The organism is Bradyrhizobium jicamae (assembly GCF_001440395.1).
Lineage (GTDB): Bacteria > Pseudomonadota > Alphaproteobacteria > Rhizobiales > Xanthobacteraceae > Bradyrhizobium > Bradyrhizobium jicamae.
Window position 1 is genome coordinate 64,048 of the sequence record NZ_LLXZ01000004.1, and the last position, 25,077, is coordinate 89,124.

The following is a 25,077-nucleotide window of genomic DNA, read 5'->3' on the forward strand; positions in this document are numbered from 1 at the left end:
AGGCTCAAGCGCTCGGGCTCAATCCAAGCCTTGCATAGATCCGTCGCGCATAGGCGCCGAATTCATCTGTGGTCTTGATCGGCAGCGCCCGCGGGAACGGCAACTCGATCGGGAAATATTCCGCCATCCTTGCCGGGCCAGCGGTGAGCACGGCACAGTGCGAGGCCAGAAATACCGCCTCCTGAATGCTGTGCGTGACAAACAGGATGGTCTTGCCGCTTTCGCGCCAGATCCGCAGCATTTCGAGGTTCATCTGCTCGCGGGTCAGCGCATCGAGCGCGCCGAACGGCTCGTCCATCAGGATCAGTTTTGGGTCGTGGATGAAGGCGCGCGCAATCGCCGTGCGTTGCTGCATGCCGCCGGACAATTGCTGCGGATATTTGTCCTCGTAGCCGGCCAGCCCGACCAGGTTAAGCAGGTCGCGGGCGCGGTCCCGCGCGGCTTTCATCGGCAGGCCGACGATTTCGGCCGGCAGCAGCACGTTGTCCAGAATGGTTCGCCATTTGAGCAGCAGCGCCTGCTGGAACACCATGCCGATGTCGCGCGCCGGATCGAACGGTGTTCTCGAATTGCCGATCTTGATGGTGCCGCCGTCGGCATCATGCAATCCGGCCAAAATCTTCAGCACGGTAGTCTTGCCGCAGCCCGAGGGACCGACCAGTGACACCAACTCGCCCTCGTTCACGTCCATGGTGACGTCGGAGACGGCGAGGAACTCCGCGCCCTTGGACCGATAGACCTTGCGGACGTTCTGCAGGCTGATGAAGGGCTCGTCCAGCGTCATGCCAGCCATTTCTGCAAGTTCGCCTTCACGAAGACGTCGTCGGAGAGATCTGCATGCTCGCGACAGACGCGATCAATCTCCTGCATCTGGCCGGGGCTGAGGCCCTCGGCAGGATCGAGACACCACAGGCCCTGCATCAACCCCTGCCGGCGCAGGATTTCATGGCAACCGGCGATGCAGCCGTGAAAATTGTTGGCGACGTCGAAGAAGGCGCTGTTGCAATCGGTGACGCGGGCGTCCAGCGCCAGCAAATCGGCCGGCACGGTGTCCTTGCCGCGCGCGGCCTTGCACATCTCGAACTGCAAGATCGCGCTCGCGGTCCAGACCGACCAGTGCCCGAGCAGGCCGCCTTTGAAGTACGCTCGCGTGGTGATGCCCTTGTCGCGCAGGTCGAAAGGCAAAGTGAGGTCCAGCAGGATGTGGTCGTCATTACCGGTATAGAGCGCGACGCGGTCGAGCGCGCCGGCGGCCGCCACCCCACGCAGCACGTCCAGCGTCCGGTAGCGGTTGAACGGGGCGATCTTGATGGCGATGACGTTATCGATGGACGCAAAGCGCCGCCAGAAATCGGCGCTGAGGATGACGCCGCCGACCGCCGGCTGCAGATAGAAGCCGACCAGCGGGATTTCGCGCGCTACCGCCGCGCAGTGTGCGATGATGTCGTCCTCGGATGCCGATTTCATCGCCGCAAGGCTGAGCAGCCCGGCATGGTAGCCGATGCCGCGTGCGGTTTGTGCCTCTGCAATGGCCTGCTTTGTTGGGCCGGCCAGACCCGCGACCATCGCGACCGGGCGCCGGGTCCATGAAGCGGCGGTCTCCGCCGCCAGTTCCAGCACCGGCCGGTACATCCCAACGTCGCGGATCGCGAATTGTGTGGTGTGGACGCCGACCGCGAGTCCTCCAGCACCGGCATCGAGGTAGTAACGCGTCAGCGCGCGCTGGTGCCTGATATCGAGCGCGCGGTTGGCATCGAGCGCGAGCGGATGCGCCGGGAGCACGGTGCCGTCGGCGATCAGCTTGCGAACTTCGGCCTTGATCTCGCTGTGGTGCATGACGGCACTTCCTATCCAAATTCCGGCCCGGCGACGGCGAACGGCAGTTGCGCGGGTGGCGCGGTGGAACGGCCAAAGCGCATGCGCTGAAACGGCCGCTCGATGTTCCAGCCCGACTGAACAAGCCCGTTGAGAAACGCTTCCTGGGAATGGACGGCATCGATCAGAAAGGCACCGGTATCGGAGCCGACGATGGCGTCCACCAGCGACAGCGCCTGGTCGGTTCGATCGGCCAGCAATGGCCCGATCTGTCGCGCGGCACGCCCATCGCGGACGAGGGCGATGGCCCGATCGTCCGACACGATGCGCGAACCCGGTCGCGCAGAAAATTCCGACAGCAATGTGCTGCGGTCAAAGCCCATGGCGCTGCTGTCGCGCGTCGCCAGGGCGTCGAGGCTGCCGGCCGCCAGTGGCCGCGTCGCTGCGGCGCACTCCGGCTTTTCCAGCCGCAGCCGCCGTAATTGCAGCGTCGGCGTGAAGCCGAGCGGACCATAGACGGTAGCGCCTGCAGGCGTCGCGTCCAGCCAGGCGGTCAGGCGGCGCCGCGCCGCGGCACCGAGGCAGGCATCGACTAGCTTTGTCGCAATGCCCCGGCGGCGAAAGTCTGCGGCCACCAGCACCATGCTGATCCAGGCATTGCCGGCGGAGTAGGGCAGCAGCGCCGCTGTCGCCACCAGCCTCGCGCCGTCCCGCACGCCGAATACGACGCCCTTGCTCAGAAAAAAGCGCCAGTCGGCCTCGTTCTGGTTCCAGCCCGCTTCGGTTGACAGCACCAGCCCGGCCTGCGCGTCGCCGACGTCGAGCTCGACGATGTCGATCGGCTCAATAGCGGCCATCGCGCACCTCGTATCTGGTGGGCTTGCCGAGGCTCGGCATCGATCGCGATACCCAGTCGGCGGTCCAACTGATCAATTGCTCGGTATCGACGATCGGCAGGCCGAACAGTTTTACCGCCTGCGATGTGTCGGTGAGCCACGCCGTCGGCTCCTCCGTGCCGGTGATGACCGGGGCGCGGCCAAAACGCTGGCCGAATTTCGCGGCAAGATCGCGCACGGCCAGGATCTCATGGCCGCTGACATTGATCGGCGAGGTTGGCGTGTCGCAATGCGCCAGACATCGTAGCGCCTGCGAAGATGCGTCGCCCTGCCAGATGAAATTGACATGGCCGAGGCTGACGTCGATCGGCTTGCCGTGCAGTACCTTGCTTGCGATGTCGTGCAGGACGCCGTAGCGCATGTCGATCGCGTAATTGAGCCGGAACAGCCGTCCGGGCGTTGAATATTTCCGCGAGAAATATTCGAACATGCGCTCGCGCCCGACGCAGGATTGCGCGTACTCGCCGGGTGGGTTGGGCGCCATGTCCTCGGGCGAGCCCTTGCCGTTGACCGGCACGAATGGATAGACGCAGCCGGTCGAGAACGCGACGATGCGCGAGCCTGCGAACGCCTGCGCGACAAGGGCAGGGACGTGCGAGTTCATCGCCCAGGTCAGCGAGAGATCGCCCTCGGCGCCGAACTTGCGGCCGGCCATGAACACGATGTTCGGGGCTTTCGGCAGCGCCTTGATCGCGGCTTCGTCGAGCAGGTCGCAATTGATGGTCTCGACGCCACGGGCCGCCAGCCAGTCTTTCACGGCCGGATCGCTGAAGCGGGCGACACCGATCACGCGGCGGTCCGGCACGGCCGCTTTCGCAAGACCGGCCAGCGTCGGACCCATCTTGCCGGCGACACCCAGAATCATGATGTCGCCGTCGACCTTGCGGAGATCGTCGATCAGCGCCGGGCTCGGACGGCACAGCAGCTCGTCGAGCGCTGCGATATCGGCAATCGTCTGGGGCAGGGTGTCGCGCGTTAGAAGCATGTTTCTTCCCGTTATTGCAGCCGGATGTCCCGGACGACGAACATCCGCTCGAGGCCGAGCACGAGCCCATACAGCGCCACGCCCAGCAGCGTCAGAAGCACGACGGCCATCACCATCGCCGGCGTATCCAGTGAGGACTGCACCTGGATCATGAGGTAGCCGAGCCCCCGTTCGGAGGCGATGAACTCGCCGACGATGGCGCCGGCCACCGCCAGGATGGCACCGACCTTCATGCCGGAAAACACGTAAGGCAGCGCGCCCGGCAACTGGATTTTTCGAAACAGCGTCCAGCGCGAGCCGCGCAGCGACTTTACGAGGTCGAGCAGATCCGGCTCCACCTCGCTCAAACCGCGCGCGGTGGTGAGCAGGATCGGAAAGAAGCAGATCGAGAAGGCGATCAGGATGTTCGGGAAGATGCCGTAGGAGAACCAGACGATGAAGAGCGGGCCGAGAGCCACTTTCGGAATCATGTTCAGCGTCACGAACAGCGGCAGCAGCAACAGGCTGACCAGCGGCGACCAGGTGAACATGACAGCCAGCATGATGCCGACCACCGCGCCAAGGCAGAATCCGCCGAGAATTTCGGCCGCCGTCACCGCGAGATTGGAAAGCCAGGCATAGCCGGGCGTGCCCAGCGTCTTGATGGTTGCAAGCGGCGAGGGCAGGATGAATTTCGGCACCTGGAAGAAATCGACCAGCAGCTGCCAGAGCAAGATCACGGCCAGATGCACGATCAGGATGATCGCGAAAGACCGTGCCGATCCGCCATCGCCGCTGAACACCGCATACTCCCTTGGCCGCGCCCGGTTCCCGTCGCGTGGCGGCAATCTATCGCGAGCGCTCCCGGTAATCAACCATATGGTTGATTAGGGGCGCAGCGAATGCATCACCAGATCGACCACGTGCTTGCGGCGGGCCTGCCGCGCGGCCTTGCTCGACAGGTCCTTGCCGAAGATCGCCGACAGGGTCGGCGTATTCGAAAAGTAGAAATAGCTGAGACCGGCAATCGAGATGTAGAGGTGAACGGGGTTGATACCCCTGCGGAATATGCCGGCCTTCACGCCCTGGGACAGGGTGGTCGAGACCAGGCTGACCAGCGGCGAATGCATCGCTTCCAGCTTGCGCGAGCCGCGGACATGGCGGGCGCCGCCGCGGTTTTCGTCGTTCAGCAGCACAATGAAATCCGGATGGGCGGCGAGGTAATCGAAGGAACTTTCGATCAGCTTCTTGATCGCCTGCTCGGGCGGCAATCCCTCGAGATTGAGCTCGCGTTCCTGGGCCCGGATCTCCTCATAGACCCATTCGAGCACCGCCAGATACAGCGCATCCTTGTCGCCGAAATAGTGGTAGACAAGCTGCTTGTTGACGCCCGCGCGCGCAGCGATCTCGTCGACGCGAGCTCCCGCGAGACCGCTATCGGCGAATTCGCGCCGCGCCGCCGTCAGCAGCTTCCTGCGGGTCGCGGCAGGATCGCGCCGCTGCGGCTTTAAGTCGTCCGTTCGTTTCCTGGGCATTTCCAACCAAATAGTTGACAAGTCGTCTGGTCCCTTGTTGCATTGGTAGCGTCACCGAACAGCGACGACAAGATCGGGTTGCAGAACGAGGAGGGTGCAATGAAGACTTTGCGAATTGCGGGATTGGCGCTAGCGCTCGCCGTGCCGTCCGCTCCCGGCGCTGCGGGCGAGGCGGTCAACCTGATCCTGAACTGGACACCGACGGCCGATCACTCGCCGTTCTACTACGCCAAGTCGCAGGGCTGGTACGAGAAGGCCGGCATCGATCTCACGATCGAGGTGGGCAAGGGCTCCGGCGTCTCCTCGCTGAAAGTCGGCTCCGGCGGTTCGCCGTTCGGCATCGCCGATCTCGCAACCACGCTGGTGGCCAAGAGCAAGGGTGCCGACGTCGTGGCGCTGATGAGCATTTACGCCAATACCGGACAGACCTTCTACTGGCTGAAGAGCTACGGCGTGAACGGGCCGAAGGATTTTCCGAACCACAGGATCGGCAATCCGCCGGGCGATGCCTCGCGGGTGATGTGGCCGGCCTTCGCCAAGGCCGCGGGCATCGCGCCTGACTCGGTAAGCTTCGTCAATGTCGGCCCGACTGCCAAGATCGCGGCGCTGAAGAGCCACACCGTCGATATCATCAGCGACTTCTACAACGAGCATGATCTGAAGGTGATCGAGTTCGGCACCGATCTCGGCTACGTCAACTGGAAGGACATCGGCCTCAATCCCTACGGCAACTCGCTGATCGTCAACGGCGCTTACCTTGCGAAGAACCCGAAATTGGTCGAAGACTTCGTCAGGATCAGCCAGAAAGCCTACGCGGCCTGCGTTGCCGACGTAGCGCCATGCCTCAAGGCTTTGCTTGATCAAGCCTCCGGTCTCGACAAGGAAAACCAGCAGCGCCAGTGGGAGCGCATCAAGTTCCTGATGACGGACGAGTTCACGACGACCAAGGCGCTGGGCTGGATCGACGCCGAACGGATGAAGAAGGATTACGAACTGGTGCAGACCTATCTCGGCATGGAAAAGCCGTTCGACGTGAACACGGCGTTTTCGACCAAGATGCTGGATACGTCGATCAAGATGGATGCCAGCAAGGTGAAGAAGTAGCCGGCACTCTCAGCCGTCATTGCGAGCGAAGCGAAGCAATCCAGCGTGCCGCGGGGAAGGTATGGATTGCTTCGTCGCTTTCGCTCCTCGCAATGACGCAGTGAGGTTGGCGCCTCATCTCTCACTGCAGCGCCATGCCTGACGTCGCGATTACCTTCGTCAGCTTCTCATAGTCCGCCTTCATCAACGCCGCGAGTTCATTCAGCGGCATCGGCTTGCCCGGAATATTGGCGACCGCGAGCTGTCGCTGAACTTCCGGATTCTGCAGCGCCTTGTTGATGCCGTCGTTGATCTTCGCGACAATCGCATCCGGCGTGCCGGCCTGAACATAGATGCCATACCAGGGCACGTAGGTGGCTTCCGGAAATCCGGCTTCCGCGATCGTCGGCACATCGGGCAGGTCGGCGATGCGCCTGTCGGTCATCACGGCCAGCGGTTTCACGCTGCCGGCCTTGATGTGCGGCAGCGCCAGTTCGAGCGAGACGATCTCGAAATGCATCAGGTTGGTCATCAGGTCGATCAAGGCTTGCGGCTGCCCCTTGTAGCCGACATTGGTGAGCTTGATGTTGGCGGCCTGGAACAGCTTTTGCGCGCTCAGGTCGATGGATGAGCCGGTGCCGGGATTGCCGAAGTTCAGCTCGCCGGGCTTCTTGCGTGCGATCTCGACGAATTCCTTGATGGTGCCGGCCGGCATCGAGGGGTGCACCAGCGCCACGCTCTGGTTCCAGACCGCGAGGCCGACGCATCTGAGGTCCTTCAGCGCATCCCAGCCGGCATCCTTGTAGAGCGTCGGGTTGACCAGCGCCGCCGGGCCGGTGACCAGCCATGTGTAGCCGTCGGGCTCGCTGCGTGCGACCGATGCGGTGCCGATATTGCTGTTGCCGCCCGGCCTGGCCTCGATGACCACCGTCTGCTTCCAGTCGCGGCCGACCTGTTCGGTCACCGCGCGGGCGACGATGTCGACGATGCCGCCGGCGGGGTAGGGCACGACGATGCGGATCGGGCGGTTCGGATAATTGCCTTGCGCCTGCGCGGCGCTGGCGAACAGCATGATTGCGCCGAACGCAATGCCCATGGCAAAGCCCAGCACTGTTTTGATCCGGCTCATTCTTCCCTCCCCATTTTTGGTGCTCGCGAGCGATGCGCTTTGCCCCTCTGACGGGGGAATTCAGTCGTTCGTCACCAGCGAGCGGATGCTGCGCGCCAACCCCAGCATGCGCGGCCCGCATTCACGCTCAATCTGTTCGGCGTTGAAACGAAATGAGGGAATGCCGCAATTGACCGAAAGGCAATCGCCCGACGGCGTGCGGTATAGCGGCGCGGCAACGCCGAAGATCTCGCGTCGCCATTCGCCGAGCGAAATCGCAAAGCCGCGCTCCTTGCAAAGCTCGACATCCGGCAGCGTCCGCCGCTCGACATAATCGGCCTCTTCCGGGCGCTCGGATTTCACGGCCACCACATAGGCGTCGAGCTCTTCCTCGGTGAAGAGCGACAGCAGCGCGCGGCCGACCGCGGTCGGCGCCAGCGAGCTGGCAAAGCCGACGTCAGGCAGATGCGCCACCGCGTCGGTGGTGCGCAGCGTCTCGACATAGATGAAGTCGAGCCCGAACGGCATCGCGATCGAGACGGTGCCGCCGGTGTAGGCGGCGAACTCGCGCATCAGCGGACGCGCCAGTTGCCGCACCTTCAGCGCCGACAGCACCGGATAGGCGGCAGCGAGAATGCCGAGCCCGAGCTGGAAGCGTCCCTTGGCGTCGCGCTTCAGATAGCCGAGCTGCGCCAGCGTGTAGGTCAGCCGCGACACCGTCGGCCGCGACAGTCCGGTGTGGAGGGCAAGCTCGGCATTCGACAGCGAGTCGCCGCGGTTACGGAAGGCGGCCAGCACGTCCAGCCCATGCGCCAGCGTGGTCGCGAAGGAGGGGTCGGCCTGATCCTCGGGCTCGCCGGCCCGCGATGCGGCGGACGAATGGGTAAGGGACTTCACTGCCATGAGACGGAATATCGGACCAAATCTGGAATTTTGTCAATATACCGAAATGGATTTGCCAATCGTGTCGATATGCGCTTAGGTTTCTCCCAAAAGGGAGGCCGGCATGGATTTCGATCTGTCCGCTCGATCGGAAGCGTGGCTGGAGAAGCTGCAGTCCTTCTTCGATCAGGAGGTGCTGCCGCGCCATCGCGCCTGGCTTGAACACGCAGCCAGAGGGGAACCCGCGCCCTTCATGGGCGACCTGCAGCGCAAGGCGCAGGCGGCGGGCCTATGGAATCTCGGCCTTCCCGAACTGGCCGATGACGAGCCCGGCACGCGCCTTTCCAACCTCGAATATGCGCCGTTGGCGGAAGTGATGGGCCGGCTGTTCTGGGCGCCGGAGGTTTTCAACTGTCAGGCGCCCGACGTGCCTAACATGATCGCGCTGCAGAATTGCGCCACACCGGAGCAGAAGGCGCTTTGGCTGCGGCCGCTGCTGGAAGCGAAAACGCGCTCGGCCTTCGGCATGACCGAGCCGGACGTGGCCTCATCGGATGCGACCAACATCGCGACCCGCATGGTCCGCGACGGCGACGACTACATCATCGACGGGCGCAAATGGTTCATCACCGGCGCGGCGCATCCGCGCTGCAGCTTCCTGATCGTGCTGGGCGTGACCGATCCCGATGCCGGCCGGACCAGCCGCCATTCCTGCGTCATCGTGCCGATGGAGACGCCGGGCGTTCGGTTGGTGCGGCGGCTGCGCTGGATGGGATGCGAGGACCACGTTGCCCCGATCGGCGAACTGACGTTCGATCATGTGCGCGTGCCGCGTGCAAACCTGCTCGGCGCCGAGGGCGAAGGTTTCAAGGTCGCGCAAATCCGCCTTGGGCCTGCGCGCATCCATCACTGCATGCGCTCGATCGGGCTGTGCGAATTGTTGATCGAACTGATGATGGTGCGCTCATCGGAACGCTCTGCGTTCGGGCGCCCCGTGATCCAGTACGACACCGTGCAGCGCTGGATTGCCGAATCCCGTGTCGAACTGGAACAGGCGCGCCTGCTCGCCTATCGCTGCGCGTGGCGGCTCGATCAGGCCGGCCATCAGGATGCCTGGCGCGACGTGTCGCTGATCAAGGTGGCGGTGCCGGCGATGCTGCAGCGGATCGCCGACCGCGCCATGCAGGTGTTCGGCGCCATGGGCGGCTCCGACGATACGCCGATCCACCAGGCGCTGGCCTGGGGACGCCTGCTGCGGATCGGCGACGGCCCCGATGAAGTCCACCTGCGGCAGATCTTTCGCATGGAGCCGATGCCGTCCTGGTCGGTCGCAAACTCACCCTATCTGTCGGCACATCCGGCCTGATGGTAATGACAAAGACGTTTCGCAATTTCTGAAAGGCGCCTTCGGATGACGATCACCGAGCAACCTCCGAGCTCGCAAAAGGCTGCGATCGACAAGGAGAGGCTGCGCCAGAAATATCTGGACGAGCGCAACAAGCGGCTGCGCCCCGACGGCAACGATCAGTATCTGCGTGTTGCCGGCCAGCTCGCGCATTATCTCGACGATCCCTATACGCCGGTCACCGCGCGCGAGCCGAAGACCGATCACGTCACCTTCGTCTTCATCGGTGGCGGTTTTGCCGGGCTCGCAACGGCAGCGCGGATGTCGGAGGCTGGCGTGAAGGACGTCAGGATCATCGAGAAGGGCGGAGACTTCGGGGGCACCTGGTACTGGAACCGCTATCCCGGTGCGCAATGCGATACCGCCTCGATGGTCTACATGCCCTTGCTCGAAGAAACCGGGCACATGCCGTCGGAGAAATACGCGCATGCGCCGGAAATTCTCGCGCACTGCCAACGCATCGGCAAGCAATATGGTCTGTACGACAACGCGCTGTTCCACACTGAGGTCGTGAGTCTCGATTGGGACGATACAAATTCGCGCTGGCGCATCCGCACCAGCCGCGGCGATGACTTCACCGCGCAGTTCGTCGGCATGGGCACTGGTCCGCTTCACGTACCGAAGCTTCCCGGCATCGAAGGCATCGAATCATTCAAGGGCCATTCGTTCCACACCAGCCGCTGGGACTACGATTACACCGGCGGTAATCCGTCGGGCGGGCTGATGGACAAGCTGGCGGACAAGCGCGTCGGCATCATCGGCACCGGCGCGACATCCGTGCAGTGCGTGCCGCATCTCGCGCGCGCCTGCAAGGCGCTGTACGTTTTCCAGCGTACGCCATCCTCCGTCGATGTCAGGGCCAATGCCCCGATCGATCCGGAATGGTTTGCAGGGATCGCAACATCAGGCTGGCAGCAACGCTGGCTGGAGAATTTTACCGCCAATCAGGCCGGCGGCTCCGCGGAAGAGGATCTTGTGCAGGACGGCTGGACCGATCTGTCGCGGCGGATTCGCGCCAAGGTCATGGATCTGCCGCGCGAGCAGCGAACACCGGCAAACATGCTGGCGGCGTTTGAGGATTCAGATTTCGAGAAGATGGAGGAAATCCGCGCCCGGGTCGACAGCATCGTCAGCGATCGCGAGGCCGCCGCAAAGCTCAAGGCCTGGTATCGCCAGCTCTGCAAGCGGCCGTGCTTCCACGATTCCTATCTGCAGGCCTTCAACACGCCGGGCACGCATCTCGTCGATACCGACGGCAAGGGCGTCGAGCGCATCACCGAGAACGGCGTCGTCGTCGCGGGCAGGGAATACCAGCTCGACTGCATCATCTATGCGTCCGGCTTCGAAGTCGGTACCGAGTACAAGCGGCGCGCCGGCTTCGACTTGACAGGCCGTGGCGGCGTCAAGCTGTCGGAGCATTGGGCTGCGGGCATGCGCACCAAGCACGGCATCCACGTGCACGGCTTTCCGAACGCATTCTTCGTGCAGCCGACGCAAGGCGCCAATCTCATCTCCAACGTGCCGCACAATCTGACCGAAGCCGCCAGGACTATCGCGCTGATGGTCGGTCATGCCCGGACGAACGGCTTCAAGGAGATCGAAGTGACAAAAGAGGCCGAAGAGCGCTGGGTCGAGCTGTTGCTGACCGGCGCCGGCCGCATGATCGGCTCGCCGGATTGCACGCCCGGTTACTACAACAACGAAGGACGCGAGCCCGGTCCTGCGGCCAAGCTCAATGTCGGCCATCCCGCCGGCCCGATGGCCTACTTCAAATATATCGAGAGTTGGCGCAACAGCGGCCAGTTCGAGGGGCTGCAGTTTCGCTGAACCTGCCGGCCAGTTGAAGTTTGTTTCTGTGAGGAGCACACGCGTATGACCCAGCCAGCCACCGTTGAAACGCCGAGGGAAACTCCGAAGGAGGCTTCCGCCTCCGTCATTGCGCAGCACGCGGCGACGCTGAAGGCGCTGCCGTTTTCCGATAAACGGGATTTCGACGATGCGGCGCGCGGCTTCCTCGGTACCGTGGAGAATGCGAAGATCACCTCGCCGCAGGGTAGGACAGTCTGGAGTCTGGAGCCTTACGGCTTCCTGTCCGCGGAAGACGCTCCGCCGACCGTCGATCCCAGCCTGTGGCGGCAGTCGCGGCTCAACATGCATCACGGCCTGTTCGAGGTGGTATCAGGCGTCTATCAGGTGCGCGGGCTCGACATCGCCAACATGACGCTGATCGAGGGCAACAGCGGCGTGATCGTCGTGGATACGCTGACCTCGATCGAGGGCGCGCGCGCCGCGATGGAACTCTACTTCCAGCATCGCGGCAAACGGCCGGTCGCTGCCGTGATCTTCACGCACACCCACACCGACCATTGGGGCGGCGCGCGCGGCGTGCTCGACGATGCAACGCTCGCCGGCGGCAAGGTGCCGATCATCGCGCCCAATCTGTTCATGGAGCATGCGGTCTCTGAAAACATCATCGCCGGCCCCGCGATGCTACGGCGCGCGCAGTATCAGTTCGGCCCGTTCCTCGCCAAGGGCGTGCGCGGGCAGGTCGATTGCGGGCTCGGCAAGACCATGGCGGCGGGGGCAGTCGCGCTGGTGCGCCCGACCGATCTGATCATGGCGACCGGCGACAGGCGGACGATCGATGGTGTGGAATTCGAATTCCAGATGGCGCCGAACAGCGAAGCTCCGGCCGAGATGCATTTCTTCATCCCGCGCTACAAGCTGCTCAACCTGGCGGAAAACTGTACGCATAATTTCCACAATCTGCTGCCGTTCCGCGGCGCCGACGTGCGCGACGCGTTGGCCTGGTCGAAATATCTCGGCGAGGCCTTGCAGATGTGGGGCGGCAAGGCCGATGCGATGTGCGGCCAACATCACTGGCCGGTGTGGGGCCAGGAACGGATCGACACCATGATCCGCCAGCAGCGCGATCTCTACAAATTCGCGCATGACCAGACCATCCGCCTGATGAACCACGGGCTCACCGCCGCCGAGATCGCGGAGACCATCCGCCTGCCGGCGAGTCTGGAAGGCGCCTGGCACGGCCGCGGCTATTACGGCCACATCAGGCATAACGTAAAGGCGATCTATCAAAAGTATCTCGGCTGGTATGACGCCAATCCGGTGAACCTCGATCCGTTGCCGCCGGTGGAGTCAGGCAAGAAATATGTCGAGTATATGGGCGGCGCGGATGCGATCCTTTCGCGTGCGCAAGCCGATTTTGCCAAGGGCGAATTCCGCTTCGTCGCGCAGGCGGTGAGCCATCTGGTGTTCGCCGAGCCGGACAACCAGGCGGCGCGCGCGATGCTGGCCGATACCTTCGAGCAGCTCGGCTACGCCTCGGAAAGTTCGACCTGGCGCAACGCCTATCTGTTCGGCGCGCAGGAATTGCGGCAGGGCATGCCGAAGACCCCGCCGCGTTCATCGATGCCGCGCGAAACGCTGGCCGCGCTGCGCACCGAGCAGCTCTGGGACGTGCTCGGGGTTCGCCTGAATGGTCCCAAGGCCGAAGGCCAGCGCATTGTGCTGAACTGGAATTTTACCGATACCAATGAGAGCTTCATTCTCAATCTGGAAAATTGCGCGTTGACTTACGTGACCGGCGCGCAAGCGGCCGATGCCGATGCCGGCTTCACGCTGGCACGCGGCGTGCTCGACGAAGTGATCGCCAAGCTGACGACGTTCCCCGAAGCGGTCGGCGCCGGCAAGATCAAGGCTTCCGGCAATCCGGCGCGTCTCGGCGACTTGATGATGCTGATGGACGAGTTTCCGCGAATGTTCGAGATCGTCGAGCCGAAGCGGACGGCGGTCTCTTAGCGTCATTGCGAGATATGTAGGGTGGGCAAAGCGCGTACGCGCCGTGCCCACCATCTGTCCGGATCATTGCTTGATGGCGGGCACGCTTTGCTTTGCCCACCCTACGGCCGTCTTGCGACGACCAGGGGGAGCGTTACGCTTTACTCTGCGCTGCTGACGAGCTTGATCCGCGGCTCCGCTTCTTCCATCAGGCCGCGGTAGGCGGCGAGATAATCCAGTGCCATGCGGCGTGCGGTGAAGCGGCTTTCGAACTGTTTGCGGATGGCAGCCCGGTCCAGCGCAGCAAGACGGTCGACGACCGCTACCGCGCTGGTTTCGTCTTCCACGACAAAGCCGGTGAGGCCGGGGTCGATGATCTCCGGCACCGAACCGCGGTTATAGGCGAGGACCGGCGTGCCGCAGGCCATGGCTTCGATCATCACGAGGCCGAACGGCTCCGGCCAGTCGATCGGGACCAGAAGACCGATCGCGCCGCTGAGGAAATCGGGTTTCTCGCGGTCGCTGATCTCGCCGATAAATTCAACCAGCGGATTGGCCTTGATCAGGGGAGAGATCAATTCGTCGTAATATTCCTGGTCGGCGCGGTCGACCTTGGCGGCGATCTTGAGCGGAATACCGCATCGCGTCGCGATCCGGATGGCGCGATCGACGCCCTTTTCCGGCGCGATCCGCCCGAGCACGGCGAGATAGGATGGCTTCACCTGCTGTGGTGTCAGCAAATCCTCCGGCAGCCCATGGTGGATGGTGCGCACCCAGTTGGCCTGCGGCACCGGCCGCCGCTGTGCGTTGGAGATCGATATCACCGGGATCTTGGGGAAGGTACTGAAGACCGGCTGATGCTCCGGCAGGTCGAGCCGACCGTGCAGCGTCGTCAGAAACGGCGTCGGCTGCCGGTAGAACAGTGAGAATGGATAGTAATCGAGATGAAAGTGCAGAAAATCGAACTCTTCATCGTCGCATTTCTGCCGCACGCGCTCCAGCATCACCATATGCAGCGCGTTGGGGTCGCGTACCGAACCATCGAGACGCAGGGCCTTCGGCCAGGCGGCATCGAGCTTTGCCGAGGTGTGGGAATCGCCGCTGGCGAACAACGTGACTTCATGCCCTAACGCTACCAGTTCTTCAGTCAGCCAGTGCACGACCCGCTCGGTGCCACCGTACAGTTTGGGGGGAACAGCCTCCGTCAGCGGGGCGACCTGCGCGATGCGCATATTTCGTCTCCTGTTTCGAATGATAGTTGAATGAAGCCCTCAGCCCGCAAGTCGGCACCGAGAGTGCCGATAGCGGGAACGTTCTTGCATCTGTGAAGTTCCACTCATTCGGCGCATCTTGGTTCTTCCACACGACTGTCTTGCTGATGCCATCTGACACCAACAGATTTGAGGCGACTTGGATGCTGCAGAATTGTTGCGCGGTGATGGCCGTGCGCCGGCAAAACCGAAGCAGCATAGTTCACGACCTCGTGCGCGACACGCGTTAGGGATTCCCGTTCACTCTCAACAGGTTTGCAGAACGACATGGACAATCTTTCAGGATATGCGCGCCGGCCGTTCCCGTTTGTGTTGCGCTATCTCCGCCAGCGCCGCGCGGCCCATGCCGTCATCTTGACTGCTGTCGTGGGGGCGGTTGCCTGCTCCGTGGGCACGCAGTACGGCGTGAAGCATCTCGTCGACAGCCTGACGGCCGGGTCGGAGCGTGCGGCGAGCGTATGGCTGGCATTCGCTTTTCTCATGTCGCTGATTGCGGCGGACAATCTGTTGTGGCGCGTCGCAAGTTGGACAGCGAGCTTCACCTTCGTGGGCGTCACCGGCGATCTACGCCGCGACATGTTCCGCCACCTCACCGGTCACGCTCCCAGCTATTTCTCCGACCGGCTGCCGGGCATGCTGACCAGCCGCATCACCGCGACCTCGAACGCGGTTTTCACGGTCGAGAACATGTTCGTCTGGAACGTATTACCGCCGTGCATCGCAACCGTTTCGGCAATCCTTCTGATTGGAACCGTCAGCCTTGCAATGTCCGCAGGCCTGATCGTCATCGCCGCCATCATGCTGCTGGCGATGTTCCGCCTCGCCGCGGCGGGCAAGCCGCTACATGATGATTTTGCCGACAAGGCCGCTGCGGTCGACGGCGAGATGGTCGACGTCATCAGCAATCTGCCGCTGGTCCGCGCGTTCTGCGGCCTCAGCTACGAACACGACCGCTTCGATGCCACCGTCGAGCGGGAACTCGACGCCCGTGGGCGCAGCCTGCGCTATCTCGAGAAGCTGCGCCTGCTTCACGCCGTCGTGACAATCGTGCTGACGATCGCACTGCTGGCGTGGGCGATTGCGCTTTGGCAGAAGGGTGCGGCGACCACGGGCGATGTTGTGCTGGTATGCACACTCGGCCTTTCGATCCTGAGCGCGACACGCGACCTTGCAGTGGCGCTGGTCGATGTCACCCAGCACGTCGCCCGCCTGACCGAAGCGATCGCCACATTGCTGTTGCCGCACGAGTTGAAGGATCATCCCGAGGCCGAGCCGCTGATCCGCAGCGGCGCCGCCGTTGGCTTCAATAATGTCGCCTTCCATTATCCGGGCGGTGTTCAGGTGTTCGAAAAGTTCAACCTGCGCATTCAGCCGGGACAGCGGGTCGGTCTGGTCGGTCATTCCGGCGGCGGAAAATCCAGCCTGTTCACGCTGCTGCAGCGCTTCTATGACGTCCAGCACGGCAGCATCACGATCGATGGCCAGGATATTGCGCGGGTGACGCAGCAGAGCCTGCGCGAAGCGATCTCGGTGGTGCCGCAGGACATCTCGCTATTCCATCGCTCGATCATGGAAAACATCCGCTACGGGCGGCCGAACGCGAGCGACGACGAGGTGCTGCGCGCGGCGATCGCGGCGCGGTGCGACTTCATCGAGAACCTCCCGGAAGGGATGGCGACCATCGTCGGCGATCGTGGTATCAAGGTCTCCGGAGGACAGCGGCAGAGAATTGCCATCGCGCGCGCGTTCCTGAAGGACTCGCCGATCCTGCTGCTGGATGAAGCGACGGCTGCGCTCGACAGCGTATCGGAGGAGGCGATCCGCGAGGCGCTGTCGCGGCTGATGCGCGGACGCACCGTGATTGCCATCGCCCATCGTCTCGCCACCCTGCGCAATTTCGACCGCGTGGTGGTGCTGCAGAACGGGCGGATCATCGAAGACGGCCCGCCGGATATCCTGGTGCAGGGCAGGGGCCCTTACCGCGAACTGGTGGCGCGCGAAATGGGGCGTCTCGCCAGCCATGCGGCCTGATCTGCGGCAGTAGCGTTTGCGTCCCGATGCGTCCCTCGCAACGCAAGGAAATCGCTTGAGGTCGATATGACAGCCGAAGTCACTCAATTCATCACCATTGAGGCGGCCGAACACGTCGCGGAATCGCCGTTCTACATTCCGATGACAGGGCCGGCGACGCGGCAGCGCCGTTCGCTCAAGCACGACGACACCTTTATCGTACTCGACAGCCACGGCGATATCGGCGCCTCCGCCGGCGGGCCCGACGGCCTGTTCAACGCCGATACGCGGTATCTCGCCCGGCTGGAGATGGTGCTCGATGAAGTCCAGCCGCTGCTGCTCGGCTCCAATCTGCGTGACGACAATTCGGCGCTGACCGTCGACCTCACCAATTCCGACGTGTACCGCAATGGCAGGCTGGCGCTGCCAAAGGACACGCTGCACATCGTGCGCTCGATCTTTCTGTGGCGCGGCACCGCCTACCAGCGCATCGCCCTGCAAAATCACGGCGACCGGCAGGCGAGTTTCGACCTGACGCTGCTGTTCGATAATGACTTCGCCGATCTGTTCGAAGTGCGCGGCGAGCGCCGGTCGCGCCGTGGCATCGGTTCCAGCCGGCTGCTCGGCCCCGCTGACGTGGTGCTGGAGTATGGCGGGCTCGACGGCCAGGCTCGCATCACCGCCTTGCATTTCGAGCCGCGGCCGACCCGGCTCGCTGTGAATTCAGCGACCTATCATTTTGAACTCGACCCCGGGCAAGTGATCGCCTTGTTCGTCGCGGTGTCCTGCAACAAGCCGATCATGCAGAAGCCGGTACCGTTCTTCCGCGGCCTGCTGGCGCATCGCCGCGAGATGCGGCGGTCGACGGTCGGCGCAGCCAGCATCGAGACCTCGAACAACATCTTCAACGAGGTGCTGTGCCAGGCGATGGCCGATCTCAACATGCTGATGACGGATACGCCGCAGGGCAGGTACCCCTATGCCGGCATTCCCTGGTATTCGACCACGTTCGGCCGCGACGGGCTGATCACCGCGCTGCAGATGCTGTGGGTCGATCCGCGCATCGCCAAGGGCGTGCTGCGGCGGCTCGCCCATTTCCAGGCCAAGGCGACCGATCCGCTCTCCGATGCCGAGCCCGGCAAGATACTGCACGAGATGCGCGGCGGCGAGATGGCGGCGCTGCGTGAGGTGCCGTTCGCGCAATATTACGGCAGCGTCGATTCGACGCCGCTGTTCGTGCTGCTCGCCGGCCTCTATGTCGAGCGCACCAGCGACGAGGACACACTGGCCGAGTTGTGGCCCGCCATCGAGGCAGGCTTGCGATGGATCGACGGTCCCGGCGATCCCGATCGCGATGGCTTCGTCGAGTACCAGCGCGCCACCGAGCAGGGGCTTGCCAACCAGGGCTGGAAGGATTCGTTCGATGCGATCTTCCACGCCGATGGACAACTCGCCGAGGGCTATCTCGCGCTGGCGGAGGTCCAGGGATATGTCTTCGCCGCCAAGCGGCTGGCGGCGCGTTGCGCCCGCCGGCTCGGAAAGATCGAGCGTGCGGCGGAACTCGAATCGGCAGCGCTGTTGCTGGCCGACCGGTTCGAAGAGGCGTTCTGGTGCGAAGAGCTCGGCACCTACGCGCTGGCGCTCGACGGCGCCAAGCGGCCGTGCAAGGTGCGAACGTCCAATGCCGGCCAGCTTCTCTTCACCGGCATCATTCAGACCGATCGCGCCCGCCGCGTGGCGGCCGAGCTGATGAGCAAGAAGTTCTTTTCGGGATGGGGCATCCGCACCGTGGCCTATGGCGAGGTTCGCTACAACCCGATGTCCTATCACGACGGCTCGATCTGGCCGCATGACAATGCGCTGATCGCGCTCGGCTTCGCGCGCTACGGCCTGAAGCATTCGGTGGCGCATCTGTTCAAGGGCCTGTTCGATGCCGCCAGCTACATGGACTTGCGGCGGCTGCCGGAATTGTTTTGCGGATTCCGCCGGGAAAGGCGCCGCGGGCCGGTGCTCTATCCCGTCGCCTGCGCCCCGCAGGCCTGGGCCAGTGCGACGCCCTTCACGTTATTGGAAGCGGCGCTCGGCCTCGAATTCGATGCCGTGCGCGGCGAGATCCGCCTTCGCGACCCAAAGCTGCCGGAATTCCTCAACGAGGTGGTGCTGCGCGATCTGCAGCTCGGGCCGTCCAGTGTCGACTTGAGGGTGCGCCGCCACAACGATGAGGTCTCGCTCGAAGTATTGCGCACGCGCGGCCAGATACAGGTGTCGATCGTATTGACGCATTAGCGATGGCGGATTCGCATAATTCAAGCGTCCGCCAAGATCAGGAGACCACATGCGCGCCGGTATTCTCGTCCTATCTTTGATCGCCGGGTTAGCAATGAGCTTTCCGGTATCGGCAGCGGAAGACAGCGGAACGCAGGGGAGCCGTGGCGCGCCGGCCGATGCCGCGAAAGATGCCACGAAAAAGGAACCGGCGCCGCCACCTTCGGTCACTGTGATCGGGGCCCGTGATGCGCTCGGCATTCTCGGTCGCGACGTCCGCAGTGCAGCCAACGAAAATATGGGACGCATCGTCGACGTGATCGTGGACCGCGAGGGCGCTGTACGCGCCGCGGTCATCGATTTCGGCGGATTTCTCGGTGTCGGCAGCCGAAAGATCGTCGTCGATTGGAGTGCGCTGCATTTTGGTCGCGTTGCCAACAAGAGCGACAGCATCACGCTTGAGCTGACGAAAGAACAAGTGACAGCGGCGCCGGAATACAAGCAGGACGCGCCCGTGATCGTGCTCGGTGCGGCTGGCCGCCTACAGCCGTGGGATTTCGACAAGTAAGGGAGAAACGATCTGGTCGCGCGCCCGTCTCAGTCGCTCGATCTGATGAACGACGATCGCCAGAAGCGATCCGCCGGCGAGGGCACTATCGTGCCGCAGCCGCCGCCTCCCCGCGAGCGGCCCAAACCGTCGCCTGAGAGCCATCGTGGTCTCGACTGGTTCATCTTCTTTCTCGCCGATGTGCAGACCGGTTTCGGCCCTTTCGTCGCGGTCTATCTGACCACGCAGAAATGGACGCAGGTCGAGATCGGTTTCGTGCTCTCGATCGGCGGCATCATCGGCTTGCTCGGGCAGATGCCGGGCGGGGCGATCGTCGATGCCGCGCGCTCCGAGCGGCTGGTGGCGGGGCTCGCGGTCGCTACCATCGGCTGCTGCGCATTGGCCTATGCGCTATGGCCGATTTTTCCGGTCGTCACCGCAGCCGCGACGCTGCATGCGCTGGCCAGTTGCGTGCTGGGCCCCGCCATTGCCGCGATCAGCCTCGGTCTCGTCGGCCCGCTTGCGATCGGAGAACGGCTCGGGCGAAATGCCCGCTTCGCCTCGCTCGGCAACGGCTCGGCGGCGGCGCTGATGGGTGCCGTTGGTTACCTGGTGTCGAACCAGGCGGTCTTTATCGTTACCTTTCTTCTGGCCATCCCCACATTGTTGTCGCTGTCGCGGATTCGCGGGCAGGAGATCGATGTGGCGCAGGCCCATGGTGCGGTGGTGCGTGAGGTCCCCGACAAGGAAGCCACCAGCGTTTTCCATCTGCTGCGACAGCGGCCGTTGCTGATCTTTGCCGGTGGCGTGCTGCTGTTTCAGCTCGCCAATGCCGCGATGCTGCCGCTGATGGCCGGCGTGGTCACGACGCGATCGGCTCAATGGGCGCCGGTGCTGATTGCAGCCTGCATCATCGTACCTCAAGCAATCGTCGCGCTGACTTCACCCTCAGTCGGGCGGAAGGCGCAGGCCTGGGGAAGGCGACCGCTGCTGCTATTGGCGTTCGGCGCGCTGGCGATCCGCGGATTGCTGTTTGCGGTCGTGCGCGATCCCTATCTTCTGGTCGCCGTGCAGGTGTTCGACGGCATCACCGCGGCTGTACTCGCCGTGATGGTGCCGCTGATCGTGGCCGATGTCGCCTATGGCAGCGGCCACTTCAATCTGGCGCAGGGCGTCGTGGGAACCGCGACCGGCATCGGCGCGTCGCTCAGCACGGTGCTGGCCGGCTACATCAGCGACACCTTTGGCAGCAGCATCGCCTTTACGGGGCTGGCCGGAATTGCAGCCCTCGGGCTGACGGTGATCTGGCTGTTCATGCCGGAGACCCGGCGGACGGAGTAAGGCGCACGGTCAGTAGCGCGGCGATGGCCAGCGACGCGCCGACACCGGCGACGCAGGCGGTCCATCCGAAACGATCGAACAAATGGCCCAGGGCAGCGCTGCCGACGAGGCCGCCGAGGAAATAGCAGGCGAGGTAGGTTCCGCTGGCGATGCCGCGGTTTTCGCTGGCGGCCTGTCCGACGAAGCCCGTGGCACAGGCCTGTGCGAAGAACGTGCCGATGCCGACCAGCACCATTCCCGCCAGCACCTCTGACAGATGCGAGGACAGCATCAAGGGGAGGCCCAACGCGGCGACCGCAAGCGCGGCCCAGATCGCCGGCCGGGTGCCGAAGCGCGCTACCGCCTTACCCGCGAACAGCGTCGTCAGCACGGATGGCGCGAATACGAAATAGACGAAGCCGAGATCCATCCGTCCGAGCGACAACGGCGCGCGGACGAGAACGAAATTGACATAGGTGAAGGTGCCGATGAAAGCGAACAGGATGCAGAATCCGATCGCAAAGGCCGATCGCAGCGCCGGGTTGCGCCAATGCGCGATCGCTGCGGCGAACGGCGATGGCGCAGCGGATATCGCCCGCATCGGCGTGACGCGCTCGATGGTGAAGTAAACCAGCACCGCTCCGGCAAGATTGAGCAGCGCAAAGAAATAGAAATTCGAGGCCAGCCCCAGCGTGTCGACCAATGCGGCCGAGACCAGTCGTCCGATCAGGTTGCTCGCGACGTTGCCGGTGATGTAGGCCGCGAAGGCGCTGCCCGCGTCCATCGCGCTGCATTGTTCGCCGAGATAGGCCAATGTCAGCGCAAACGCCGCGGCCATGCAGAGGCCCTGCGCGATCCGGAGCACCGTAAAGGCCGTGAGGTCGGGCGCGATCGCCAGCAGGGTGGTGGGAACCGCCAGCAGGATCAGGCTCGCCAGAATACCGCGCCGTCGATCGATGTACGGGCTGAGGAAGCCGACAACGAGGCTGGCGATCGCCATGCCCAGCGTGCTGGCGTTGACGGCGACGCCCATCTCGGCGGGCGATACATTGTAATGCCGGGTCAGCGAGGGAAGGATCGCCTGCGTGGCGAACAGATCGACCACGGTCAGGAACGCCGTGAGGCCGATGACGAGGGACCGCAGCACTGCTCCGGGGGAATGACCGTGCATTTCCAGCGCGTCCGATTTCAATTGCGTGGAGATGCCGGTCATGGCGCTTCTCATTGTTGGTCCTGAGAAGGAAGGATGTGACGCCTGGGCGTGCGGGGCGACACGGGGACCCCAGGTCGTCACATCCGGCAACGAGACGTCGGGAGGCGCTCGTTACAGCTCTTACATGTTGTGATCGTGCGGGTCCTTGCGGACGTCGCCGACATAGAGAATGACGGTTTCCTTGCCGAGGTTCTTCCACCAGTGCGAGGTCCCGGCGACTTCCGGCCTGATCTCGCCGGCCTTGTGCACGATCGGCTCCGAACAATTGCTCGCGTATTCGACGATCTCGCCCTGTTGGACAAAGATCAGCGCGGGACGGTCGTCGTGGCTGTGCCAGGGCACGATGCCGCCGGGCTCGATCGTCAATTTGCGGAAGCGCAGCTCGCGATCCCTGATGTTGGCCGGCTGCTTTTCGAGATTGATCGAGCCGAGCGTAACGTCCGTGACGCCGACCGGCTTGTGGTCGACCATCGGACGGACGTTGGCTTGCATCTTCCCGGCCGGGCATTCGCCGGCGGCGGCGCTGGAGGCCACCGCAAACGAACCCGCGATGATTGCGGTAAGCGCGAAGCCTCGCTGGATCGCGAGCGATGTGAGATGGGATTTGGACATGTCGTGGTTTCCTTTCCAGGTTTGCCTCGGCCCACAAAGATCCGGCCGGCTACATCCACGACAATCATTGAATTCACGTACGGAAGAAAATGCCGGTTGGCTCTCGACTCCATAGCGGCGCGCTATGTGCGCTGTGGTAGATAGCGATCGGCTGGAGCGCCTCTCAATACGCCGCGGCTATCGAACCGATTGTGCAACGGTATTTCTCATTCAGGTCACGCGGCCCTTTGATGGGACAGCGCCCGATTGGCGGGCGTCACCATCCAGAGGAATAGCCATGAAAATCCTTTCCAAGACCCTGATTGCCGCCGCGGCCTTTACCGTCGCCGCCACCACGGCGTTCTCGCAAGTTCCCTGGGAATTCAATCCGGGCATGGCCTATATGTATGCCGGCCCCGGCAAGATGTCGGCGATGGCCATGGCCGCGACGTCCAAGAACCACGATGCGATGATGAAGAACGCCAGAAAGGTGCCTGCCAACACCGTGTTCTTCATGGACAAGGGCCAGCTCTACTCGGCCTCGGGCATGCTCGATCCGACCGGCAATTTCTATCTGCCTTGATAAAGGCCCGAGCGTCGGGCCGCCCTTGCGGGGCGGCCCGGGCCGGAAAATAATACTGACATGCCGGAGCACGCCATGACGACAACGCTATCGCCAGCCAACGCCGAACGCCTCAAGGAGGCGTTTCTGCGATGCCGCGACATGGAAGGCAGCTTGCGCGAGCAGCTCGAGGCCTATGCAGCGGAGGGGCGGGAGATCTTTCCGGCCTATGGCGAAGCGGTCGACCGGCTGGTGGCGCGGCTCAACGAGAATGGTGGCGGCGAAAACGCGCCGCGGCCGGGCGAGGTGATGCCGCCCTTCCTGCTGCCGGACGAGACCGGGCGCCTGGTCAGCCTGAAATCGCTCCTCGACCGCGGCCCGGTCGCGGTGATGTTCTATCGCGGCCATTGGTGCCCGTATTGCCGGCTGAATGTGTGGGCGGTGATCCAGGCCCATGACCGGATCAGGGCGTTGGGCGCGCAGACCGTTGCGATCATGCCGGAGACGCAGGCCTATGCCGCAATATTCAAATCCGAGGCCAATGCGCCGTTCCCTGTTCTGACCGATCTCGATAATGGGTACGCGCTGTCGCTCAATCTTGCGATCTGGCTCGGCGCCGAGATCAAGCGGCTACTGTCATACCATGACATGGCGAGTTTCCACGGCAATGACGGCTGGGTGCTGCCGATCCCGGCCACCTTCGTGGTTGGCCGTGACGGATTGGTGAAGGCGCGCTTCGTCGATCCCGATTTCCGCAAGCGCATGGAGATCGATGATCTGATTGCCGCGCTGAAGAGCGCGAGCGAGGAAGCGTAGCGCTCAAGAAACTTCTGGCGCTTCAACGTCCCTCAAGCACCGCGGTCTTGCCCACGACCTGCTGCCAGTCTGCGCCGCGCAGCATGCGCATCACGGCGGATGCCACGGCGGTGCGTTCACGCCCGGCAACACCGTAGAGGTTCACGGTTCGCCGCGCGTCCAGCCCTTCGACATTGGTGCGCTTCAGCGTCGGCGGAATAGCGGCGGTATCGGGCACCACGGCAACGCCGATATCGGCCTCCAGCAGTTCGATCAAATCGCGTTCGGATGCGATCTCATGGCTGCGATCGACGTCGAGGCCATGTTCGCGAAGCGAGTTATTCACCCGCGCCGCGTGCTCGCAGTAATTCCGTGACAGCAATTGCTCGGCGCGAAGATCGCCGAAATCGATTTTGTCACGCGTCGCCAGCGGGTGTTTCTTGTTGACGACGAGTTGAAAGCTTTCCGTGAACAGTGGCCATGTATCGAGCCGGTCCCACTCTTCGCTGATCTCGGCGGCTATGCCGAGCTCGGCTTCGCCCTTCTTCAGAAATTCTGCAACTTCGCGGGCATTGCCGCGCAGGAAGCGAAACTCCAGGCGGTTGAACATCCGCTTGATCTGGTCGAGATGCGGGATCAGCAGCGCCAGGTCGACGGAGTGGGTCAGCGCGATCCTGAGTGCGCCGACTTCCCCGCTCTTGAAGGAGGAGGCGAGCTCGCGGGCACCGGTCGCTGCCTCATAGCATTGCTTGAGCAGCGGCTGCATGCGCTGGCCGAGTTCGGTCAATTGTGCGGCAGGGCGCTCGCGGCGAAACAGGTCGCCGCCGAGTTCGGCTTCCAGCTGCTTGATGGCGCGCGTCAGCGACGGCTGCGTGACGTTGCACTCGTCGGCGGCGCGCGTGAAGTTGAGCACGCGCGCGACCGCGAGAAAGTAGCGAACCTGATGCATCTCCATGGCCGTGCCCCGGTCTGTCTTGCAGCAAGGCTACCCGATTGCGGCCCCCGGTGACTACCCAA

Annotated in this window: 22 protein-coding genes; 10 read left to right on the plus strand and 12 right to left on the minus strand. The window is 63.5% G+C overall.

What is annotated here, in order from left to right; all coding sequences use genetic code 11:
• Window positions 1-4: 4 nt before the first annotated feature.
• From CQ12_RS01210 to CQ12_RS01235, 6 genes are all read right to left on the minus strand, one after another.
• Complete coding sequence (locus CQ12_RS01210) at window positions 5-793, minus strand: ABC transporter ATP-binding protein (protein ID WP_057833538.1); 789 nt, start codon at window positions 791-793, stop codon at window positions 5-7.
• Window positions 781-1,836, minus strand: coding sequence for a dihydrodipicolinate synthase family protein (locus CQ12_RS01215; RefSeq protein WP_057833539.1), 1,056 nt, complete (start codon window positions 1,834-1,836; stop codon window positions 781-783). The genes CQ12_RS01210 and CQ12_RS01215 overlap by 13 nt, the downstream gene beginning before the upstream one ends.
• 11 nt (window positions 1,837-1,847) lie before the next feature.
• Entirely contained in the window at window positions 1,848-2,672 is an 825-nt protein-coding gene (locus CQ12_RS01220; RefSeq protein WP_057833540.1) for a GNAT family N-acetyltransferase, read from the minus strand.
• Window positions 2,659-3,696 carry an NAD-dependent epimerase/dehydratase family protein gene (locus tag CQ12_RS01225; RefSeq protein WP_057833541.1) on the minus strand — a complete coding sequence of 346 codons (1,038 nt, stop codon included), beginning with the start codon at window positions 3,694-3,696 and terminating at the stop codon, window positions 2,659-2,661. The genes CQ12_RS01220 and CQ12_RS01225 overlap by 14 nt, the downstream gene beginning before the upstream one ends.
• A gap of 11 nt (window positions 3,697-3,707) precedes the next feature.
• Window positions 3,708-4,478 (minus strand): ABC transporter permease, encoded by a 771-nt coding sequence (locus tag CQ12_RS01230; protein WP_057833542.1) that lies wholly within the window; start codon window positions 4,476-4,478, stop codon window positions 3,708-3,710.
• An 84-nt stretch (window positions 4,479-4,562) separates the two neighbouring features.
• Window positions 4,563-5,210, minus strand: a complete 648-nt coding sequence (locus CQ12_RS01235; RefSeq protein ID WP_057833612.1) for a TetR/AcrR family transcriptional regulator — start codon at window positions 5,208-5,210, stop codon at window positions 4,563-4,565.
• 99 nt (window positions 5,211-5,309) lie between these two features.
• Between CQ12_RS01235 and CQ12_RS01240 the strand changes: the two genes are divergently transcribed.
• Window positions 5,310-6,314 carry an ABC transporter substrate-binding protein gene (locus CQ12_RS01240; RefSeq protein ID WP_057833543.1) on the plus strand — a complete coding sequence of 335 codons (1,005 nt, stop codon included), beginning with the start codon at window positions 5,310-5,312 and terminating at the stop codon, window positions 6,312-6,314.
• Window positions 6,315-6,435: 121 nt separating this feature from the next.
• Here the strand turns inward: CQ12_RS01240 and CQ12_RS01245 are convergent, their stop codons facing one another.
• Both CQ12_RS01245 and CQ12_RS01250 read right to left on the minus strand, forming a co-directional pair.
• Window positions 6,436-7,422: a Bug family tripartite tricarboxylate transporter substrate binding protein gene (locus tag CQ12_RS01245; RefSeq protein WP_057833544.1), complete on the minus strand. Its 987-nt coding sequence runs from the start codon at window positions 7,420-7,422 to the stop codon at window positions 6,436-6,438.
• A 60-nt stretch (window positions 7,423-7,482) separates the two neighbouring features.
• Complete coding sequence (locus CQ12_RS01250; RefSeq protein ID WP_057833545.1) at window positions 7,483-8,304, minus strand: IclR family transcriptional regulator; 822 nt, start codon at window positions 8,302-8,304, stop codon at window positions 7,483-7,485.
• 103 nt (window positions 8,305-8,407) lie between these two features.
• Here CQ12_RS01250 and CQ12_RS01255 point away from each other — a divergent pair, with 103 nt between their 5' ends.
• The 3 genes from CQ12_RS01255 to CQ12_RS01265 are packed head-to-tail and all read left to right on the plus strand — an operon-like array spanning window position 8,408 to window position 13,507.
• Complete coding sequence (locus CQ12_RS01255) at window positions 8,408-9,649, plus strand: acyl-CoA dehydrogenase family protein (protein ID WP_057833546.1); 1,242 nt, start codon at window positions 8,408-8,410, stop codon at window positions 9,647-9,649.
• A gap of 45 nt (window positions 9,650-9,694) precedes the next feature.
• The gene (locus CQ12_RS01260; protein WP_083519063.1) at window positions 9,695-11,515 is read left to right on the plus strand and encodes a flavin-containing monooxygenase; all 1,821 of its coding nucleotides are present in this window, start codon (window positions 9,695-9,697) and stop codon (window positions 11,513-11,515) included.
• A 45-nt stretch (window positions 11,516-11,560) separates the two neighbouring features.
• Window positions 11,561-13,507, plus strand: a complete 1,947-nt coding sequence (locus CQ12_RS01265; protein ID WP_057833547.1) for an alkyl/aryl-sulfatase — start codon at window positions 11,561-11,563, stop codon at window positions 13,505-13,507.
• 140 nt (window positions 13,508-13,647) lie between these two features.
• On the opposite strand, the gene CQ12_RS01270 is transcribed toward CQ12_RS01265, so the two are convergent.
• Entirely contained in the window at window positions 13,648-14,718 is a 1,071-nt protein-coding gene (locus tag CQ12_RS01270) for a glycosyltransferase family 4 protein (RefSeq protein WP_057833548.1), read from the minus strand.
• Window positions 14,719-15,024: 306 nt separating this feature from the next.
• On the opposite strand from CQ12_RS01270, the gene CQ12_RS01280 reads away from it, so the two are divergent.
• From CQ12_RS01280 to CQ12_RS01295, 4 genes are all read left to right on the plus strand, one after another.
• Complete coding sequence (locus CQ12_RS01280) at window positions 15,025-16,788, plus strand: ABC transporter ATP-binding protein (RefSeq protein WP_057833550.1); 1,764 nt, start codon at window positions 15,025-15,027, stop codon at window positions 16,786-16,788.
• A gap of 66 nt (window positions 16,789-16,854) precedes the next feature.
• Window positions 16,855-19,053, plus strand: a complete 2,199-nt coding sequence (locus CQ12_RS01285) for an amylo-alpha-1,6-glucosidase (protein WP_057833551.1) — start codon at window positions 16,855-16,857, stop codon at window positions 19,051-19,053.
• 49 nt (window positions 19,054-19,102) lie between these two features.
• A complete protein-coding gene (locus tag CQ12_RS01290) occupies window positions 19,103-19,600 on the plus strand; it encodes a PRC-barrel domain-containing protein (RefSeq protein WP_057833552.1) in 498 nt (165 codons plus the stop codon).
• Window positions 19,601-19,645: 45 nt separating this feature from the next.
• Window positions 19,646-20,920, plus strand: coding sequence for an MFS transporter (locus CQ12_RS01295; protein WP_057833553.1), 1,275 nt, complete (start codon window positions 19,646-19,648; stop codon window positions 20,918-20,920).
• On the opposite strand, the gene CQ12_RS01300 is transcribed toward CQ12_RS01295, so the two are convergent.
• Window positions 20,892-22,112 (minus strand): MFS transporter, encoded by a 1,221-nt coding sequence (locus CQ12_RS01300; RefSeq protein WP_057833554.1) that lies wholly within the window; start codon window positions 22,110-22,112, stop codon window positions 20,892-20,894. The two genes, CQ12_RS01295 and CQ12_RS01300, sit on opposite strands and share 29 nt — an antisense overlap.
• A 120-nt stretch (window positions 22,113-22,232) precedes the next feature.
• Complete coding sequence (locus CQ12_RS01305) at window positions 22,233-22,724, minus strand: cupin domain-containing protein (RefSeq protein ID WP_057833555.1); 492 nt, start codon at window positions 22,722-22,724, stop codon at window positions 22,233-22,235.
• Window positions 22,725-23,001: 277 nt separating this feature from the next.
• Here CQ12_RS01305 and CQ12_RS01310 point away from each other — a divergent pair, with 277 nt between their 5' ends.
• On the plus strand, window positions 23,002-23,286 hold the full coding sequence (locus CQ12_RS01310; protein ID WP_057833556.1) for a hypothetical protein: 285 nt from the start codon (window positions 23,002-23,004) through the stop codon (window positions 23,284-23,286).
• 75 nt (window positions 23,287-23,361) lie between these two features.
• Window positions 23,362-24,081, plus strand: coding sequence for a peroxiredoxin-like family protein (locus CQ12_RS01315; RefSeq protein WP_057833614.1), 720 nt, complete (start codon window positions 23,362-23,364; stop codon window positions 24,079-24,081).
• A 22-nt stretch (window positions 24,082-24,103) separates the two neighbouring features.
• Here the strand turns inward: CQ12_RS01315 and CQ12_RS01320 are convergent, their stop codons facing one another.
• Window positions 24,104-25,015, minus strand: coding sequence for a LysR family transcriptional regulator (locus CQ12_RS01320; protein ID WP_057833557.1), 912 nt, complete (start codon window positions 25,013-25,015; stop codon window positions 24,104-24,106).
• Window positions 25,016-25,077: the final 62 nt, after the last annotated feature.

Coding starts and splice junctions, on each gene's coding strand:
- CQ12_RS01210 (WP_057833538.1), bottom strand. CDS start 793: ATGGCTGGCATGACGCTGGACGAGCCCTTCATCAGCCTGCAGAACGTC.
- CQ12_RS01215 (WP_057833539.1), bottom strand. CDS start 1,836: ATGCACCACAGCGAGATCAAGGCCGAAGTTCGCAAGCTGATCGCCGAC.
- CQ12_RS01220 (WP_057833540.1), bottom strand. CDS start 2,672: ATGGCCGCTATTGAGCCGATCGACATCGTCGAGCTCGACGTCGGCGAC.
- CQ12_RS01225 (WP_057833541.1), bottom strand. CDS start 3,696: ATGCTTCTAACGCGCGACACCCTGCCCCAGACGATTGCCGATATCGCA.
- CQ12_RS01235 (WP_057833612.1), bottom strand. CDS start 5,210: ATGCCCAGGAAACGAACGGACGACTTAAAGCCGCAGCGGCGCGATCCT.
- CQ12_RS01240 (WP_057833543.1), top strand. CDS start 5,310: ATGAAGACTTTGCGAATTGCGGGATTGGCGCTAGCGCTCGCCGTGCCG.
- CQ12_RS01245 (WP_057833544.1), bottom strand. CDS start 7,422: ATGAGCCGGATCAAAACAGTGCTGGGCTTTGCCATGGGCATTGCGTTC.
- CQ12_RS01250 (WP_057833545.1), bottom strand. CDS start 8,304: ATGGCAGTGAAGTCCCTTACCCATTCGTCCGCCGCATCGCGGGCCGGC.
- CQ12_RS01255 (WP_057833546.1), top strand. CDS start 8,408: ATGGATTTCGATCTGTCCGCTCGATCGGAAGCGTGGCTGGAGAAGCTG.
- CQ12_RS01260 (WP_083519063.1), top strand. CDS start 9,695: ATGACGATCACCGAGCAACCTCCGAGCTCGCAAAAGGCTGCGATCGAC.
- CQ12_RS01265 (WP_057833547.1), top strand. CDS start 11,561: ATGACCCAGCCAGCCACCGTTGAAACGCCGAGGGAAACTCCGAAGGAG.
- CQ12_RS01270 (WP_057833548.1), bottom strand. CDS start 14,718: ATGCGCATCGCGCAGGTCGCCCCGCTGACGGAGGCTGTTCCCCCCAAA.
- CQ12_RS01280 (WP_057833550.1), top strand. CDS start 15,025: ATGGACAATCTTTCAGGATATGCGCGCCGGCCGTTCCCGTTTGTGTTG.
- CQ12_RS01285 (WP_057833551.1), top strand. CDS start 16,855: ATGACAGCCGAAGTCACTCAATTCATCACCATTGAGGCGGCCGAACAC.
- CQ12_RS01290 (WP_057833552.1), top strand. CDS start 19,103: ATGCGCGCCGGTATTCTCGTCCTATCTTTGATCGCCGGGTTAGCAATG.
- CQ12_RS01295 (WP_057833553.1), top strand. CDS start 19,646: ATGAACGACGATCGCCAGAAGCGATCCGCCGGCGAGGGCACTATCGTG.
- CQ12_RS01300 (WP_057833554.1), bottom strand. CDS start 22,112: ATGACCGGCATCTCCACGCAATTGAAATCGGACGCGCTGGAAATGCAC.
- CQ12_RS01305 (WP_057833555.1), bottom strand. CDS start 22,724: ATGTCCAAATCCCATCTCACATCGCTCGCGATCCAGCGAGGCTTCGCG.
- CQ12_RS01310 (WP_057833556.1), top strand. CDS start 23,002: ATGAAAATCCTTTCCAAGACCCTGATTGCCGCCGCGGCCTTTACCGTC.
- CQ12_RS01315 (WP_057833614.1), top strand. CDS start 23,362: ATGACGACAACGCTATCGCCAGCCAACGCCGAACGCCTCAAGGAGGCG.
- CQ12_RS01320 (WP_057833557.1), bottom strand. CDS start 25,015: ATGGAGATGCATCAGGTTCGCTACTTTCTCGCGGTCGCGCGCGTGCTC.